The organism is Vreelandella piezotolerans, assembly GCF_012427705.1.
Taxonomy (GTDB): Bacteria; Pseudomonadota; Gammaproteobacteria; order Pseudomonadales; family Halomonadaceae; genus Vreelandella; species Vreelandella piezotolerans.
Window position 1 is genome coordinate 3,895,191 of the sequence record NZ_CP048602.1, and the last position, 16,984, is coordinate 3,912,174.

Sequence of the window (16,984 nt, forward strand, 5' to 3'; positions counted from 1 at the left end):
ACCCTACGAAAGAGTAGTAGGCCTTTTCGAGCCGCTTAAGTTTTCGTTAAGTAAGCTCAGCGAGAGTGTCGGGAAATACGATGGAGATCGCCCGATGACTCATCTACGTGCACTGCCTCTAACGCCGTTATGCTGGCGAGAAGCACTCAGTGATCAGGAACACGCACGGCTAAAGCACCTGATACGAGCGCGTTTTGCTCAGCAACATCAGGCCACGATTCAGCACTTTTTACCGCGCCTGTTCGGGCTGTGGCAGGCCGAGCAGCCTCATGCCGCGGTGGGCGTACGCGTCGCCGACGGTGAACCGCTTTTTTTAGAACGCTACTTGAATGCCCGCGCCGAGCACGTGCTCGACGAACGCTTCGGTAGCGCTCCGCACCGCCAGGATATCGCTGAGATCGGCAATTTAGCCAGCCTGCGCCCTGGCTTGCAGCGCCCACTATTTCTCCATTTAGCCCACCAGCTTGCCGCAGAAGGCATCGCTTGGCTGCTGTTCACGGCCACCCCAGAAGTCGCCAACGGCCTGCGTCGGTTAGGCTTCGAGCCTCAACCGATCACCCCAGCCGACCCGACCCGCCTGGGGGATGAGCTTCCGCTGTGGGGACGCTATTACGCGCATCACCCGTGGGTGATGGCGGGCGACTTACAGCGCGCCATGCGCACGTTTCAGGCCTCTGGTATGCCATCGAACCTTACTTGGCAGGAGGTGGCCCATGCCCGCTCAGCCTAACGCCTTACTGGCACGTATCGAACGCTATGCGTCCCGCGCGTCTCAACGAATCGCACTGACCGACGGACGTCTGGCGCTCTCGTACGCGGACGTGCTCGAGCAGATCGGTCGCCGCCGCCAGCGGCTGCGCGACGTTGACGCACGGCGGGTCGCCCTGGCGCTGGATAACGGCTTGGAGTGGGCACTATGGGACTTGGCGCTGATGATGGAAGCGTGCGTAGCCGTGCCCATTCCCGAGTTTTTCAGCGACCAGCAGCGCCGCCACATCGTACAGCAAGCCGGTCTCGATAGCTGGATTGGCCACGGCGGCGCCCCCTACGGCTTTGAACCCAGCGACGACGCTGCCATCCAGCGACGTCACGTCGAACATCCCCCCGCGTTACAGACAGGCACCACACGCATCACGTTTACCTCGGGCACTAGCGGCGCGCCTAAAGGGGTGTGCTTGGATAATCAGGCGCTACTGGCCGTCACGGAAAGCCTTGCCAGCGTCGTGGCACCGCTCGATATCCGTCGTCATCTCGCACTGCTGCCACTCTCTACGCTGTTGGAAAACATCGGTGGCCTTTACCTACCGCTGTGGTTAGGGGCCTGTAGCGTACTGCCCGGCATGGTAGAACTCGGTTGGCAGGGTGCTAGCGGTTTTCAAGCTCCCCTCGCCCTCGAGGCAATCGACCGTTACCAGCCCAATAGCCTGATCGCCGTTCCACAGCTGCTACAGGCACTGGTGGATGAAGCCCCCAAGGCGCCCCGTAGCCTCTGCTTTGTGGCGGTGGGCGGGGCGACGGTGGCACCGACCCTGCTGGCCAATGCCCAGCAAAGCGGCTGGCCGGTGTACGAAGGCTACGGTTTATCGGAGTGTACGTCGGTGGTGTGCCTGAACCGGCCTGGCGAACCGAACTGCGGCGTCGGCCGCCCGTTGCCACACGCGCAGGTTCGGCTGGATGACAGCGGCCAACTACTCGTGCGCGGCGCCCTGATGCTGGGCTATCTCGGTGAAGCGCCCAATGGCGAGTGGTATGCCACTGGCGATATCGGTCAGTGGCACGGCGATGCGATTTTGCTCGACGGCCGCCAACGGGAGGTGTTCATCACCGCTTACGGGCGCAACGTCAATCCGCAGTGGGTCGAGGGTGAGCTCTGCACGCAGCCCGTCATTGCACAGGCCATGGTCTACGGCGAAGCATTGCCCGCTAACCGTGCGCTGATCGTCCCCGCCTCTGCCCGCATCACCGATGCCGATATTAGCGCAGCCATAGAGGCTGCCAATCGAGCGCTGCCCGACTATGCCCAGGTGCATGCCTGGCAGCGTGCCGCCCCTTTTACTCCGCACAACCAGCAACTGACAGCCAATGGCCGACTGCGCCGCGACACGCTTTTGGCAGCCTATGGCCATTGGCTTCAGAGCGCCCCACACACCCTCAAAGAAGGAGCAACACCATGACCGCTTACCAACAGCTGCAAGACGCCACCCAAGAAGCACGTCATTGGCTACTGACGACGCCCATCGTCAATCGCGCCTTGGCGGGTAACGTCACACGAGAGGAGTATCTTGCGTTTCTCGGCCAGGCGTATCACCACGTGCGCTTCACCGTACCACTGATGATGGCCTGCGGTGCACGACTGCCTGACCATCTGAACTGGCTACGTACTGCGCTGGTCGAGTACATCGAAGAGGAGAACGGCCACGAGCAGTGGATTCTGGACGATATCCGCGCCGCTGGCGGTAACGCGGACGCCGCCGCAGCGGCCACCCCAGACCCCGCCACGCGGCTGATGGTGGCCTGGATTCGCGATACGGTCGAGCATGGTAATCCCGTGGCCTTTTTTGGCATGGTGCAGGTACTCGAGGGCACCAGCACGGCGCTGGCGACCCAGGCCGCCGAACGCTTACAGGCGAGCCTCTCGCTGCCCGATAGCGCCGTGCGCTATCTCACTTCCCACGGCAGTCTGGATATTGGCCACCTGGCGTTTTTCGAAGAACAGATCAATCGGTTAGGCACGGAGGACCTGGCCGTGGTGATCGATAGTGCCAACATGTTTTATCGCCTGTACGGCGCGATGTTTAGAGGCATCGAGGCACGCTGTGCAGGTCACAGCGCGGCAGAGGAGCTGAGCCATGCGCTGGCCTAGCGAGGGGACGCTGACTGACGGGTGGGCCAACCAGCGGGTGCTGTTGACCGGGGCTAGCGGCGGCATCGGTGCCGCCCTGGCCGAGGCACTGGTTCAGCGTGGCGCACGGCTACTGATCACGGGCCGCAACCCAACGGCACTCGATGCGCTGGTCGCGCAGTTTCCCGAGCACATCGACGCGGTGTGCGCCGACTTGACCCTTGCCGAGGATCGCCACCGCCTCATCGGAGCGGCTCATCTAGCTGGCTGCAACATGCTGATCAATGCGGCGGGGAGCAATCAGACAGGCTTTTTCGACACGACCACTGACGCTGACATCGAGCAGCTCATTACCATCAACCTGACCGCCACACTGCAGCTGACCCGCGCCCTGCTGCCGCAACTGATGGCCCATCCCCAGGCGACCATCGTGACGATCGGCTCTACGTTTGGTCAGTTGGGTTATCCAGGCCAAGTCTCCTACTGTGCCACCAAGTTCGCGCTACGCGGCTTTAGCGAAGCGTTACGACGTGAACTGGCCGATACGCGGGTACGAGTCATATACATCGCTCCTCGCGCCACGCGCACTGCCATGAATTCGCCGCAAACCGACGCGCTGAACGCGGCGCTGGGTAACGCCGTCGATATGCCCAGCGCGGTGGCGCTGGCAATCGTCCGGGCTGTCGAACATCGCCGCGAGGAGCTGCAAATTGGTCGACAGGAGCGTTTCTTTACCCGCTTGAACTCCCTTTGGCCAGGCGCGGTGGATCGCGCCCTGCTACGTCAACTTCCCATGATTCGCCGCTTTGTGACTTCGAAGGAGCCCACACCATGACGCGTTCGATCGACATGTTCACTACGAAGGCTTTGCGTCGCACGCTGTTCGCCACCGCTGTTGGACTGTTCAGCCTGCCCAGCGTTGCCAGCGACCTCGACACGCCGACAGTCGCCGACACCCTAGCAGAGTTACAACAGCGCTGGGCAGAGATTCAATACGCCTTACCACAGGAGCAGCAAGAAGCCGCCTTGAGCCAGTTAGGGGATGACGCCGACCAGTGGGTCGAGCGCTATCCGGAAGCTGCCGAGCTGCATATTTGGGCAGGTATCGTTCGCTCCAGCGAAGCGGGGGCCAATGGTGGGCTGGGCGCGCTGGGACTGGTGAAGGAAGCCAAACGAGAGTTCGAGACGGCGCTCGAGCTCGATCCGCTGGCGCTCGAAGGCTCGGCGTATACCAGCTTGGGAGCGCTCTACTACCAAGTACCCGGCTGGCCGATTGGGTTCGGCGATGACGAGAAAGCCGAGTGGCATTTGCAGCGCGCTTTGGCCATTAATCCCGAAGGGATCGACAGCCTCTATTTCTGGGGCGACTATTTACATGAGCAAGGCCGCGATGCCGAAGCACGCCAAGTCTTGGAGAGTGCGCTCTTGGCACCGCCCAGAGAGGGCCGCGAATTGGCCGATAGCGGCCGCCGTGGCGAGATACGTCAGCTACTCGCTGAGCTAGAATAGCCCCGATAGAACAAGGAGCCTTATGCGCATTTTGTTGGTAGAAGACGACCCTAGCTTAGCCTCGGGTATCCGTTTGGCGTTAAAGCCCGAACACTACACCGTGGACCACCTGAGCGATGGGGCGACCGCGCTCAATGCGCTCACCGAGGGCGAGCCGTTCGATGCGGTGATTCTCGACCTGGGATTACCGCGCCTGGACGGCATGGAAGTGCTGAATGCCGTGCGTCGTCACGGCAGTCACGTTCCCATTCTCGTTCTCACTGCCCGCGATGCGGTGGATAACCGCATCGCGGGGCTCGACGCAGGGGCCGACGACTACCTCACCAAACCCTTCGAGGTGGCTGAGCTCAAGGCCCGTTTGCGCGCTCTGTTACGGCGCAGTCAAGGACAAACCAGCAGCCTGCTCACCTATCGGGGGATTACGCTAGATCCTCATACGCTGCACGTTGGCTACCAGGGGGCGTCCGTAACGCTATCTCGCCGCGAGCTGACGCTACTGCAGGAGTTCATGAGCCATCCCGGCCGCGTCTTCACCCGCGACACGCTCACGCGGCTCGTCTACGGCTGGGAAGAGGACGTCGAGAGCAATGCCATCGAGGTGCATATTCACCATCTGCGGCGAAAGCTGTTTTCCGATGCCATCCGCACGGTGCGCGGCATTGGCTACGTCATGGACAAACCCGCTAAGGACGAGGCATGACATCGATTCGTCAACGCACGCTGGGGCTGGCACTCTTGGTGTTTGGCGTCAGCATGCTGGTCATTGGCTTCATCAGCTACCGCTATGCCGCGCACGAAATCGAAGAACTCTACGATGCCAGCCTGGCCCAAAATGCGCGCCTGCTGGAAGGGCTGCTGCAAGCACCGCTACCCGATGACGACCGCGACATTCTGCTGAACAGCCTCGAAGAGGCATTGCTTCGCGCCGAGCAGTCGGATAAACGCTTTGCGGGCCATCGCTACGAAAGCAAGCTCGCCTTTCAATTATGGGAAGAGGACCGTCTGCTGCTGCGCTCTGCCAGCGCGCCGCACACCCCATTGGTTCAGCAACCCGCCGGTTACTCGACGCTCACGGTCAATGAGTATGCTTGGCGCGTGTACGTGCTGGATGTTCCCAACAGCACCAAACGGGTGGTCGTCAGCGAGCGCGAGGACGTGCGTGGCGAGCTGATCAGCGCCGTGGCGCTGCGTACCCTGATGCCCGACCTCATCGGGCTGCCCTTTCTAACGCTGCTGCTATGGTGGTCCATTGGCTGGGGGCTGGCACCTTTGTCTCGCCTGGCCGAGCAGATCCGTAACCGCGATCCGCACAATCTCAAACCATTACCGCTCTATCCGATGCCCCAGGAGTTGGGCACCATCGCTGGCGCCCTGAATCGACTGCTGGAGCGGCTGCGCCAACTGCGCGTGCGCGAACAGCGCTTCATTGCCGATGCCGCCCACGAGCTGCGCACTCCCTTGGCCGTGCTGGATCTTCATGCCCAGAACGCCCTGGCGGCCGATAACGCCGAAGATCGTGAAGAGTCGCTGCATCACTTGCGCAGCGGGGTGGCTCGCTCGACGCGTCTCGTGTCCCAGCTGCTTACTCTGGCGCGCCTCGATCCCGAAGAGGAGCCGCTGCCAGAGCTACGCTACGCCAACGTCCTGCTGGAAACCCAGGAAACCCTGGCCAAGCTCTCGCCACTGGCCGCCGAACGCCAGCAACAGCTGCTGCTCGATGCCGATGAGCACGCCGACTGGCGTATGGAGGAGGAGCCCGGCGCCATCGAAACGCTGATACAAAACCTGGTGGGTAACGCGATACAGCACTCTCCAGATCAGAGCACCATCACGGTGACGCTCGACGCGACTCCCCAGGGGATGACGATCATGGTCGACGATCAAGGTCCGGGCATCCCCGCCCAAGCGCGCAGTCGGGTCATCGAACGCTTCCAGCGTGCAGGCCCGGGAGCGGGTGCGGGGCTCGGGCTTTCCATCGTCGAGCGTTTGGTCAAACGCCACGAAGGCTTGTTGCGGTTGGAAGAGGCTCCAAACGGCGGCCTGCGGGTGAGAGCGGTCGTGGCAAGAGATGCGTTGACGCAGCGCCAGGCAAAAGAATGAGAAAAAATGTAACACGGGGGATGTCTTAAGATTGTGATAAGAATTCCGTGCAAATGTGAAGGTACAAAGCAGGCGCGTGGTGAATGACCTGCTTCTTCACAACCACGGAGGTACCCCTCGATGAACCAACTCATGCACTCACATAAGCCGCTCGTTCAGTTTGGTGCGACTCCGTTGCTCACGACGCCGACGCCCAAGCAGTTGACGCCCGATAGCCCGGCCATGTCGGTACTCACCGACTTTACTCATGTCATGCCGCAATCGATCGCAGGCGACACGCCCATCGATGACGCTCATCTGAAAATGCGCCATGGCGGTATTCGTTTACTATTCGTGATGGACAAACAGTCCCACTGCGTGGGCGTGCTCACCGCCAAAGAGGTCATCGGTACCCGGCGCATCAATCTGGCCATGCAGCAGCGTAACCTAGAGCGCTCCGAAGTGACCGCCGCCATGATCATGACACCCTGGGAGAAACTCAGCGCCATGCCGCTGGAGCAGCTCGCGTCGCTCACCATCGAAGACCTCGTCCTCTCCATGGAAAGCTTTACCGAGCAGCATCTGTTGATTACCGAGCGCAAGCCAAACCAGGAGCTCAGCGTAAGAGGCATCATTTCTGCCACTGATATCCAGTCGGCCATGGGCAGCCGTTTGAATACCCAACCACCCACGACGGTGGTTCCCATGGCGCGCAGCTTCGCCGATATCTGCCAAGTCATTACCGGCCACGACTTATAAGCCACCAAGGCGCGTGGTCTTAAGTGCCACGCCGCCTGTCGACATATAGGCTTCTAACGAAACGCCCCTTATCCAACGATAAGGGGCGTTTTTATTGGTCTGCCTAACCAAGCGGCTAGGCAGGATAGCCAACCGCCTTAGAAAAGACTGGCGTTGATCAGCAGGTGTGCCACGATACTGGCTACGTAACCTAACAAAATAGCGGGCACCCAGCGCAAATGCACCGCAAACGTGTAGATACCACGGGCTTGCCCCATCAGCGCTACCCCGGCAGCCGATCCCATGGAGAGCAGGCTGCCCCCCACACCGGCCGTTAGGGTGATCAGCAGCCAGTTGCCTTCCGACATATCCGGCGCCATGGAGAGCACGGCGAACATCACTGGAATGTTATCCACCACCGCTGAGATCAGCCCCAGAACGACGTTGGCCCACACCGGGTCCCAGCCGCCGTAAAGCGTTTCCGAAAGCAGGCTGAGATAGCCCATGAACCCCAGGCCACCCACACACATCACCACCCCGTAGAAGAACAGCAGCGTGTCCCACTCGGAGCGGGCGATACGGCTGAAGATATCGAACGGCACCACGCTGCCTAGCTGTTCCAGCTTTTTCCAATCTCCGCGGCGGGAGTAACGCTCACGTTTGCGCTCCAGCGAGCGGGGCAAACTGCGACGCAGGTAATAGCCAAAGAATTGCAGCAGGCCTAGACCAAACATCATGCCCATAGCGGGCGGCAGGTACAGAATCGAGTGGCACAGCACCGAGATCGCCACGGTGATCAAGAACAGTACGATGATGCGCCGGGCGCCCCGCTTCAACCACACGTTTTCGGTGAGCGCAGCGGGCTGACGATTGACGATGAAAAAGTTCATGATCACCGCAGGCACCATGAAATTCACGATGGCAGGTACCAACAGTGCAAAGAAGCCTTCGAAAGGCACCTGACCGGCTTGCCACACCATCAGTGTGGTGATATCGCCAAACGGGCTGAACGCACCACCGGCGTTGGAGGCCACCACCACGTTGACACAGCAGAGGCTGATAAACTTGTTATCCCCCTCGGCGACCTTTAGCACCACCGCACACATCAGCATGGCAGTCGTCATGTTGTTGGCGATGGACGAAATACCGAACGCCAAACAGCCGGTAATCCAGAATAGGCTCCGGTAGCTAAACCCCTTGCGCACCAGCCACGCACGCAGTGCATCGAACACACGACGCTCTTCCATGGCGTTGATGTACGTCATCGCCACCAGGAGGAACAGCAGCAGCTCGGTATACTCGAGCAGCGTCTCTTTGAAGGCGCTCTCTGCCTCATGGGGCATACCCGCTTGTACGTAGACCCACGCGACCATGGCCCAGATCAGGCCAGCGGCCACCAGAACCGGTTTGGATTTACGCATGTGGATGATTTCTTCACTCATGACCAGGGCATAGGCCAGAATGAAAATGGTCACGGAGGCAATACCGGCAAGCGAGGTGGTGAGATCGAGGGGGCCAGCAGCAGCAAAAGCAAGAGAGGGAAAAGCGAAGAGGCAGAGTGCGGTCAACAACCAAGCAACGCGGCAAGCGGGATGCCGAGTTGCAAGGACGTTAGGTGGTTTCATAGCAGCGTGATCCTGGCAGGGTTAGAGAGTACCGCCACGATCATAAGCACACTAACTATGTGCTGCAACGCAGCGATGGCGCATAAGATGCGGCCATTTGCCGCATCTTGTAAAGCGCTTTATTCATTCGATTGCAATTAATTGTGACGCTTCGATCATTCAACGGTCACGCTCTTGGCAAGGTTACGCGGTTGATCCACATCGGTGCCTTTCAGGACCGCCACATGATAGCTCAGAAGCTGCAGTGGCAAGGTATAGAGTAGCGGTGCCAGCGCTTCGTGAACATTCGGTAGCTCCAAAACGTGAATATCGTCTTGGGAGTTAATCCCTACCTTTTGATCGGCAAATACGAATAGCTGTCCCCCACGGGCGCGTACTTCTTGGAGATTGGATTTTAGCTTTTCCAGCAGGTCATCGTTGGGGGCTACCGAGATGACCGGCATCTCGCTATCCACCAGCGCCAGCGGGCCGTGTTTGAGCTCGCCGGCCGGATAGGCTTCCGCGTGGATATAGGAAATCTCCTTGAGCTTCAGCGCGCCTTCTAAAGCAATGGGGTAGTGCGCCCCACGACCCAGGAAGAGCGCGTGATGCTTCTCTGCAAATGCCTGAGAAAGCACTTCGATCTGCCGATCGAGACCCAACACCTGCTGACAGAGCGCGGGCAGTGCCTGCAGGGCGCCAATGATCTCTGGCTGCGCTGGCTGGCCCTTCGCTTTACTGACCGATAGCGTCAGCAGCATCAGCGCAATCAACTGAGTGGTAAACGCTTTGGTCGAGGCGACGCCAATTTCTGGGCCCGCGCGGGTCATCAGCGACATGTCGGACTCCCGCACCAGGGAGCTTCCGGGCACGTTGCAGATCGCCAGCGAGCCGACATAGTTCAGCGTCTTGGCAAAGCGCAGCGCCGCCAGCGTATCGGCGGTTTCTCCAGATTGGGAGAGCGTGACGAACAGTGTCCCTTCCGGCACGACTGGGTGACGGTAGCGATACTCGGAGGCCACTTCGACCTGTACCGGCACCCCGGCGTAGCGCTCCAACCAGTAACGCGCCACCAAGCCTGCATGATAGCTGGTGCCGCAGGCAATGATATGCACCTGCCGGGCTTTCTGGAACAACGCCTGGGCCTCTGGCCCAAAACTTTCGACCAGTACGCTGCTGGCGCTCAGCCGACCTTCCAGAGCGGCTTCGATAACCTTGGGTTGCTCGAAAATTTCCTTGAGCATGTAGTGACGATACTCGCCCTTGCTGGCCGCGCCGTCGCCATGCTCAAAGGTATGCACCGGGCGCTCGGCCGTATCGCCTTGCCGATCGACGATGCGAAGGGCACCGCCCTCACGCAGCTCGACTACATCGCCCTCTTCCAGGTAGATAAAGCGATCGGTCACCTGTAAAAGCGCCAGCGGGTCAGAGGCTAAAAAGGCTTCGTCGATCCCGACACCAACGACTAGCGGGCTTCCTTGGCGCGCGCCCACCACCACATTGGGTTCGGTCACGCTCATCACGCCCAGTGCGTAAGCACCGCCAAGACCATGCACGATCTCCTGCGTCGCCTCGAACAGCGTTTTGCCCGCAGCGAGTGTTTCCGCCAGCAGGTGGGCGATCACTTCGGTATCGGTTTCCGAAGTGAACGTGTAACCGCTACCTTGCAGCGTCTCTTTGATCTGCTCGTAGTTTTCGATGATGCCGTTATGAACCACGGCAACGGTATCGCTGCTGTGATGCGGATGCGCATTGGCCTCGGAGGGTTTACCGTGCGTGGCCCAGCGAGTGTGCGCAATACCGCTACTGCCCGGTAACGCCGCAATATCCAATCGTTCGGCCAGTGCCGAGACCTTACCCAAGGCACGGTGCCGCGTTAAGGCACCGTCGTTCAGCACCGTCATGCCAGAGGAGTCATAACCGCGATACTCCAGACGTTTGAGTCCTTCCAGCAAAATTCCCTGCACATTGCGCTGTGCAACCGCTGCGACGATGCCACACATAACTCTTTCTCCTAGGGCGTTTGCACGCCGTATTATTCAACGTGTCGATGCACTTATTTAGTCGTTTTCACCGGGCGCGGCCAGTCGGGCTTCTCTAGCTGTCGGCTGCGGGTCACGGCCAGGGCGTGCTCGGCGACGTCTTTGGCAATCGTGGATCCCGCGCCGACGGTGGCCCCTTTGCCCACCGTGACGGGTGCCACCAGCGCGGTATTGGAACCGATGAAGGCATTATCGCCAATCTCGGTGCGGTGCTTGTTTACGCCGTCGTAATTGCAGGTGATGGTGCCCGCGCCCACGTTCACATCGCGCCCCAGACGAGCATCCCCCACATAACTCAAATGATTGATTTTGCTTCCTTCACCCACGTCAGCGTTTTTGGTTTCGACAAAATTACCGACCTTGGCTTTGACCGCCAAGCGGGTTCCGGGGCGCAGCCGCGCGTAGGGTCCCACCTGATTAAGGCCCGCCGCCACGGTCGTATCGACCACGCTGTGGCTGTGAATCTCGCTTTCCGCGCCGATGGTGCTGTTCTTGATGACGCAGTAGGGCCCAACCCGCACGCCTTCGCCAAGTTCGACGTTCCCTTCGAACACGCAGCCTACGTCGATGAAGACATCGTGGCCGCAGGTGAGCTTACCGCGCACGTCGATGCGTGCGGGGTCGGCCAAGGCAACGCCTTGAGCCATCAGCGTCTCCGCCATCTGCTGCTGGTAGGCACGCTCTAGACGGGCCATTTGCACGCGATTATTGACCCCTTCCACCTCTGTGGCAGCGTGTGGCTGTGCGGTGGCGACCTTGATGCCCTCACTGGCCGCCATGGCGATCACGTCGGTCAGGTAGTACTCTCCCTGGGCATTCTCTGCCGAGAGTTGGGGCAGCCAACGCTTCAGTTGAGCGCTGGTCATGGCCATGATGCCGGTGTTGCACTCGTTAATCGCCAGCTGCTCCTCGTTGGCATCTTTCTGCTCGACGATCGCCACGGCGTGGCCCTCGGCATCGCGCACGATACGCCCATAGCCACTGGGATCTTCCAGCGTGACGGTGAGCAGGCCCATGTGCTGCTCATCCACCTTGGCCAGCAAGTCGGCCAACGTATCGCGACGAATCAGCGGCACGTCGCCATATAGTACCAACACGATACCGCTGCCCAACTGAGGCTGCGCCTGAGCCACCGCATGTCCGGTGCCTTTTTGCTCTTCCTGCAGTGCAAACGAGACATCATACTCCGCCAACGCGTCGCGAAGTTGGTCAGCACCATGGCCAATCACCACGTGGGTACGACTCGGGTTCAGGCCACTGGCCGTTGCCAGTACGTGCTCTACCATGGGCTTACCCGCTAGCGTGTGCAGTACTTTGGGCAACTGAGAGCGCATCCGTGTGCCTTTACCTGCGGCTAAGATGACGATATCGAGGTCGTGCATGTCATTCACCTGTTTGCATTTGGCGATTCGCTGAGGAGGCCGTCCAGGGCTCGATGCCCAGTTCATCGATCAGCGCATCACCGAAATAGTTGACGAAGGCGGGGCTCGCCAAGCTACGCCAACGCTCCCCCTCACGTACTAACATCAAAATATTGAGGTTGTTTTCGACGGCCAGCTGCATACCCTGCTCGCTCCCCACGACGGTGAGCGCCGTGGCCCAAGCATCGGCCCAGGCATTGGAGGGGTGGAACACCGATACCGACGCTAGCTGATGCTTGATGGGCTGACCGGTTCGCGGATCCAGAAGATGAGAGAAGCGCTCGCCATCGACTTCAAAGTAGTTGCGATAATCGCCCGACGTGGCCACTGACATCCCCTCCAGCGCCAACACGTGCTGCGCTTCCGGCACGCCGCTTTGCGGCACTTCAATGCCGACACGCCAAGGCGTTTGATCTTCGATGTCCCGGTAACCGCGGGCAATCAGCCCGCCACCGATATTGACCAGGTAATTATCGATGCCCTGCTGATCCAGATACGCCGCCACGCGGTCGGTGGCGTGGCCTTTGGCGACGCCGGAGAGATCGGCAAAGACATCACGCAGGCGACGTGCTTGCATGCGCTGGGTATCGACTTCCACCGCATCGAAACCAATGGTGGCCATACGCTCGCTGAGTTCGGCATCGCTGGGCACCTCTTCGGGACGTGCCTCGGGCCCAAAGCTCCATAGATTCACCACATCGCCAATGGTGATATCGAAGGCCCCTTCGCTTGCTTCCGACACCGAACGGCTAATCGCCAGCACTTCGATCAGCTCGTTGGAGAGCGGCTGCCACTCCCCAAGCGGCGCTTCGTTAAAAGCGACCAGCTCGGAGTCGTCGCGGTAGGTCGACATGGCGTGGTCCACGTCTTCCATCTCGGCTAGGATGCCCTCTTCCAATGCGTTCGCGTCGCCCTGGGTGAGTGGGTCGACCAGAGTCATTTGATAATACGTACCAAAAATACCGCCCTCGAAGCGCACCGGAGACTCCAGTGGCCGATCACTTTCCGAACAGCCTGCCAATAGCGTGCCGAGCAGTGCCACGACGCCCAGTCGCCTACACGCGGTTTGATAGCCCTTCATCCGATGTCCTTCATTGAACGCGCGGGTTAGAAATGAAAAAACCAGAGTAGCCAGGCACCAAACAGCACGCGGTATACCACGAACGGCTGCATCCCCAGCTTTTTGATTACGACGAGAAAGTAGTGAATACACACGAAGGCGCTGATACCCGATAAAAGCGCCCCTATTAGCATAGCGGGTACGTCGATCGAGTGAGGCGCTTTGAAGAGATTCACCGCTTCGAGGCCACCGGCGAGCACGATGACGGGAATCGAGAGCAAGAACGAGAAGCGCGCGGCGCCTTCTCGATTCATGCCAACCATCAGCGCCGCGGTCATCGTGATCCCCGAGCGCGACGTACCGGGGATCAGCGCTAATACCTGAGCGCCGCCGATGATCAGCACGTCTTTTAGCGTCAATTGATACTCGCTGCGGATACCACGCTTTTTCCAGTCGGCGTAGCCTAGCAGTAAGCCAAAGCCGATCAGGCTAAGGCCGATGATCAGCGTCGAGCGCATGTAGCCTGCGATCAGGTCATGGAGGAGAAAGCCGACGATGCACACCGGCAAGGTGGCCACGACCACCCAAAACGCCAGACGCGCATCCTCATTGACGCCATTGCCTCTTACCGCCGTGAGGCTGCTAGCGATCATTTGCCAAATTTCCTGGCGAAAATAGAGGACGACGGCGCTCAAGCTACCCAAGTGGAGTGCCACGTCGAACGCGAGACCTTGGTCTTCCCAGGTGGTGAGCACCGGCACCAAAATCAGATGAGCGGAGCTGGAAATCGGAAGAAATTCAGTGAGCCCCTGCACCACCGCCAATACTACCACTTGGAGCCAATCCATAGGTCGTCCTGTCTATGTTCTGTGTTGCGTTATGAAATGAGGTCGTCTCACCTGCAGCGGCGCTTAGGATACACATCCCAACTTTCATTGTCCGCACCGGTAACGCCTGAGAATGCACAAGAGGGTATAGAGCTTGCCCGGCGGTAAGCTACAATGGGCATCTAATGGAAGTGTGCGTCCCTGCAGGTACCTCATGACTCAGACCGTAGAAACGCCAGTGGTTCCCAACCACGAGCTAGATAGCCAAGAAGCCAAGCGCGTGACCTATATCGGCGCTTGGCTAGACGGTTTCCTGAGCGTCATTAAAGTCGCTGTGGGCTTTTTGGTCGGTTCGGCAGCCCTCATTGCCGATGGTATCCATTCGCTCTCCGACCTCGTGACCGATGGGTTCGTGCTGGCAGCCATTCACTATGGCCGCCAAGAGCCCGATAACGACCACCACTACGGCCATGGCCGGATCGAAACCCTGACCACGCTGCTGCTCGGTAGCGTGCTGATTTTCGTGGCCGGGGGTATTGCCTGGTCGAGCCTGGATCGCCTGTTCAGCGGCACGGAGGTCAATGCCCCTGGCCTGATCGCCATTGCCATTACCGTTTTGGCCCTGCTTAGCAAAGAGTGGATCTTCCGCTACACCATGCGAGTAGCAAAGCGGGTGAAATCCAAATTGCTGGAAGCCAACGCTTGGCACTCGCGCAGCGATGCCCTGTCGACCGCCGTGGTACTGGTGGCACTGGTAGGCGCTCAGTTTGGTCTGGGTTGGCTAGACGCCATCGCCGCGATCATCGTCGGGCTGCTGGTGGGTAAGGTGGGCTGGGATTTATTGTGGGAGTCCGCACGCGAGCTGGTGGATACCGCGCTGCCCGAAGATATTCAGCAGCAGATGCACGACGTCGCCTGCAGCGTGCCGGGGGTGGATAGTGTTCACGACCTGCGCACTCGCCAGTCTGCCGGGTGGGTGATGGTGGATCTGCACGTGGTGGTCGGGCCGAAGATCACCGTGTCGGAAGCCCATGAAATCGGCAACGAAGTGAGCCGTCGCCTGCGCCATGAATTCCCACTGCTGACCGACGTCATCTTCCACGTCGACCCAGAAGATGACGCTGGTGAAGGCGACCCGAGCCGCCTACCCGGCCTGCCGCTGCGTCCAGAAGTGGAAGCGGCGCTGAACGAGCGATGGTACCGCCACCCGGTGTGGCGCACGCTGAATGACCTACAGCTTCACTACTTGGACGATAAGGTCTCGGTGTCGCTGATCATTGGCGACGCCGTTCACCAGCCGCCTCAGTGTTTGGCGAGCCAGCTCAAGGCGCTCGCCAGCGACATCGAGTGGCTGGGTCATGTGGAGGTCATGTTCATCACCCGGGCGGCCAGCAGCGCCATGCGCTAGGCTACCCTAACCCAGATCAGACGCCGGCAAGTATGGCCGTTGCAATACTGAAGTAAATCAGTACGCCGGTGGCGTCGATCAGCGTGGTCACCAGCGGAGCCGAGGCCGTCGCGGGGTCTACTTTGAAGCGCTCCAAAACGAACGGCAAGCACATGCCGATCAAGCTGCCAAACAGCACGATGGTCACCATGCTGAGCGCCACGATGATGGCCACCGCTTCCCCGCCACGAAAAATCCCAATGGGGGCGACGGCAATGGCCATGGTCAAACCCAATGAACCGGCCACCAACAGCTCACGCCCAAGCATCTTGCTCCAATCCTTCACACCTACGTCGCCGGTGGCCATGCCGCGCACCATCAGCGTGGCGGCCTGCGCACCGGCATTACCGCCGCTACCGATCAGCAGCGGTAAGAAAAATACCAGCGCCACCTGAGCAGCAATGGTCTCCTCGAAATAAGCGATGCCCGCCCCCGAAAAAAGGTTGGCAAAGACCAGCAAGACCAGCCAAAACACGCGTTTGCGGTAAAGACTCCACAGCGGTACCCGGCTCACGCCATCCTCTAGCTGACCGATGGACATCCCTTTGTGGATATCTTCGGTGGCTTCCGACTCAGCGACGTCCATGGCATCGTCGTGGGTGACGATCCCTACCATACGCCCATCGGCATCGATCACCGGCAGCGCCAGCAAATCGTAGCGGGCCACGATACGCGCCACCTCCTCCTGCGCTTTGTCCACGGGCGTGTTGATGACGTCTTTAATCATGATGTCGTCGACCACTGCCCCAGGACGCGCGACCATGAGTTGACGCAGCGACATGGTGCCGATCAGATGGCCGTCGCTGTCCAACACATAGAGCTGGTAGACCGTTTCCGCATCGGGCGCGGTTTGGCGCACGCGCATCATTGCTTGTGACACCGTCATGCCACTGGCTATGGCAACATAGTCAGAGGTCATGATGGCGCCGGCAGTGCCCTCTTCATAGCTCGCCAAGCGCTTGAGATCCTCGCGCTCCTGGTGCGCCATACGACGCAACAGCGCTTCGCGACGGTCTTCCCCAAGCCGGTTGAACAAATCCGCCCGCTCATCGGAGCCCATCTCTTCGAGCAGCTTGAGCACCTGGGTATCGGACAGTTCACCTACGACCTCGAGCTGGCTCTCTTTGGGTAGATAGCCCAACACATTGGCGGCTCGTTCGGTGGAGAGAATGTCCAACACCGTCAAAGCGGCGCTTAACTCTTCATCTTCTTCGATAAGCTCTTCGAGCACTTCGCCGATGTCAGCCGAGCGGATTTCGGCGAGGCGTTCCGCCAATTGCGACTTACTGGGATCTTCCTTGACCAGCTCATCGAGCAGCTCGGTCTTCAACGCCTGTAAGGCTTCTTCGTTTAGCGCCATCGCTCGCTCCTGAGACGTTCAACTCTGGGATGACTCACCCGCATATTAACAGACA

General features: G+C 59.8%; 15 protein-coding genes. 9 read left to right on the plus strand and 6 right to left on the minus strand.

The features are described from left to right. Positions 1–94: 94 nt before the first annotated feature. The 8 genes from GYM47_RS18005 (at position 95) to GYM47_RS18040 (ending at position 7,189) form a co-directional block, all read left to right on the plus strand. On the plus strand, positions 95–730 hold the full coding sequence (locus GYM47_RS18005; RefSeq protein WP_058577350.1) for a thermostable hemolysin: 636 nt from the start codon (positions 95–97) through the stop codon (positions 728–730). After that, positions 714–2,174, plus strand: a complete 1,461-nt coding sequence (locus GYM47_RS18010; RefSeq protein WP_153843643.1) for an AMP-binding protein — start codon at positions 714–716, stop codon at positions 2,172–2,174. Before GYM47_RS18005 ends, GYM47_RS18010 begins: the two co-directional genes overlap by 17 nt. After that, entirely contained in the window at positions 2,171–2,863 is a 693-nt protein-coding gene (locus tag GYM47_RS18015) for an iron-containing redox enzyme family protein (RefSeq protein ID WP_058577348.1), read from the plus strand. Before GYM47_RS18010 ends, GYM47_RS18015 begins: the two co-directional genes overlap by 4 nt. Next, a complete protein-coding gene (locus GYM47_RS18020) occupies positions 2,850–3,677 on the plus strand; it encodes an SDR family oxidoreductase (RefSeq protein ID WP_153843642.1) in 828 nt (275 codons plus the stop codon). Before GYM47_RS18015 ends, GYM47_RS18020 begins: the two co-directional genes overlap by 14 nt. After that, a complete protein-coding gene (locus tag GYM47_RS18025; protein WP_231125632.1) occupies positions 3,674–4,351 on the plus strand; it encodes a hypothetical protein in 678 nt (225 codons plus the stop codon). The genes GYM47_RS18020 and GYM47_RS18025 overlap by 4 nt, the downstream gene beginning before the upstream one ends. 22 nt (positions 4,352–4,373) lie before the next feature. Continuing rightward, the gene (locus GYM47_RS18030) at positions 4,374–5,051 is read left to right on the plus strand and encodes a response regulator transcription factor (protein WP_153843641.1); all 678 of its coding nucleotides are present in this window, start codon (positions 4,374–4,376) and stop codon (positions 5,049–5,051) included. After that, complete coding sequence (locus GYM47_RS18035; RefSeq protein WP_153843640.1) at positions 5,048–6,451, plus strand: ATP-binding protein; 1,404 nt, start codon at positions 5,048–5,050, stop codon at positions 6,449–6,451. The genes GYM47_RS18030 and GYM47_RS18035 overlap by 4 nt, the downstream gene beginning before the upstream one ends. Before the next feature lie 132 nt (positions 6,452–6,583). Next, positions 6,584–7,189, plus strand: coding sequence for a CBS domain-containing protein (locus tag GYM47_RS18040; protein ID WP_231125631.1), 606 nt, complete (start codon positions 6,584–6,586; stop codon positions 7,187–7,189). Positions 7,190–7,326: 137 nt separating this feature from the next. Here the strand turns inward: GYM47_RS18040 and nhaD are convergent, their stop codons facing one another. The 5 genes from nhaD to GYM47_RS18065 form a co-directional block, all read right to left on the minus strand. Then, complete coding sequence (nhaD, locus tag GYM47_RS18045) at positions 7,327–8,793, minus strand: sodium:proton antiporter NhaD (protein WP_058577343.1); 1,467 nt, start codon at positions 8,791–8,793, stop codon at positions 7,327–7,329. Between the two features lie 155 nt (positions 8,794–8,948). Further along, positions 8,949–10,775, minus strand: a complete 1,827-nt coding sequence (gene glmS / locus GYM47_RS18050) for a glutamine--fructose-6-phosphate transaminase (isomerizing) (RefSeq protein ID WP_153843639.1) — start codon at positions 10,773–10,775, stop codon at positions 8,949–8,951. Positions 10,776–10,828: 53 nt separating this feature from the next. Then, on the minus strand, positions 10,829–12,196 hold the full coding sequence (glmU, locus tag GYM47_RS18055) for a bifunctional UDP-N-acetylglucosamine diphosphorylase/glucosamine-1-phosphate N-acetyltransferase GlmU (protein WP_153843638.1): 1,368 nt from the start codon (positions 12,194–12,196) through the stop codon (positions 10,829–10,831). 1 nt (position 12,197) lies between these two features. Further along, entirely contained in the window at positions 12,198–13,316 is a 1,119-nt protein-coding gene (locus GYM47_RS18060; protein ID WP_139526151.1) for an FAD:protein FMN transferase, read from the minus strand. Positions 13,317–13,342: 26 nt separating this feature from the next. After that, on the minus strand, positions 13,343–14,143 hold the full coding sequence (locus GYM47_RS18065; RefSeq protein WP_153843637.1) for an undecaprenyl-diphosphate phosphatase: 801 nt from the start codon (positions 14,141–14,143) through the stop codon (positions 13,343–13,345). Between the two features lie 193 nt (positions 14,144–14,336). Between GYM47_RS18065 and GYM47_RS18070 the strand changes: the two genes are divergently transcribed. Then, positions 14,337–15,530 carry a cation diffusion facilitator family transporter gene (locus tag GYM47_RS18070; RefSeq protein WP_058577338.1) on the plus strand — a complete coding sequence of 398 codons (1,194 nt, stop codon included), beginning with the start codon at positions 14,337–14,339 and terminating at the stop codon, positions 15,528–15,530. Between the two features lie 16 nt (positions 15,531–15,546). Here GYM47_RS18070 and mgtE read toward each other — a convergent pair whose 3' ends face one another. After that, positions 15,547–16,929 (minus strand): magnesium transporter, encoded by a 1,383-nt coding sequence (gene mgtE / locus GYM47_RS18075; protein WP_058577337.1) that lies wholly within the window; start codon positions 16,927–16,929, stop codon positions 15,547–15,549. Positions 16,930–16,984: the final 55 nt, after the last annotated feature.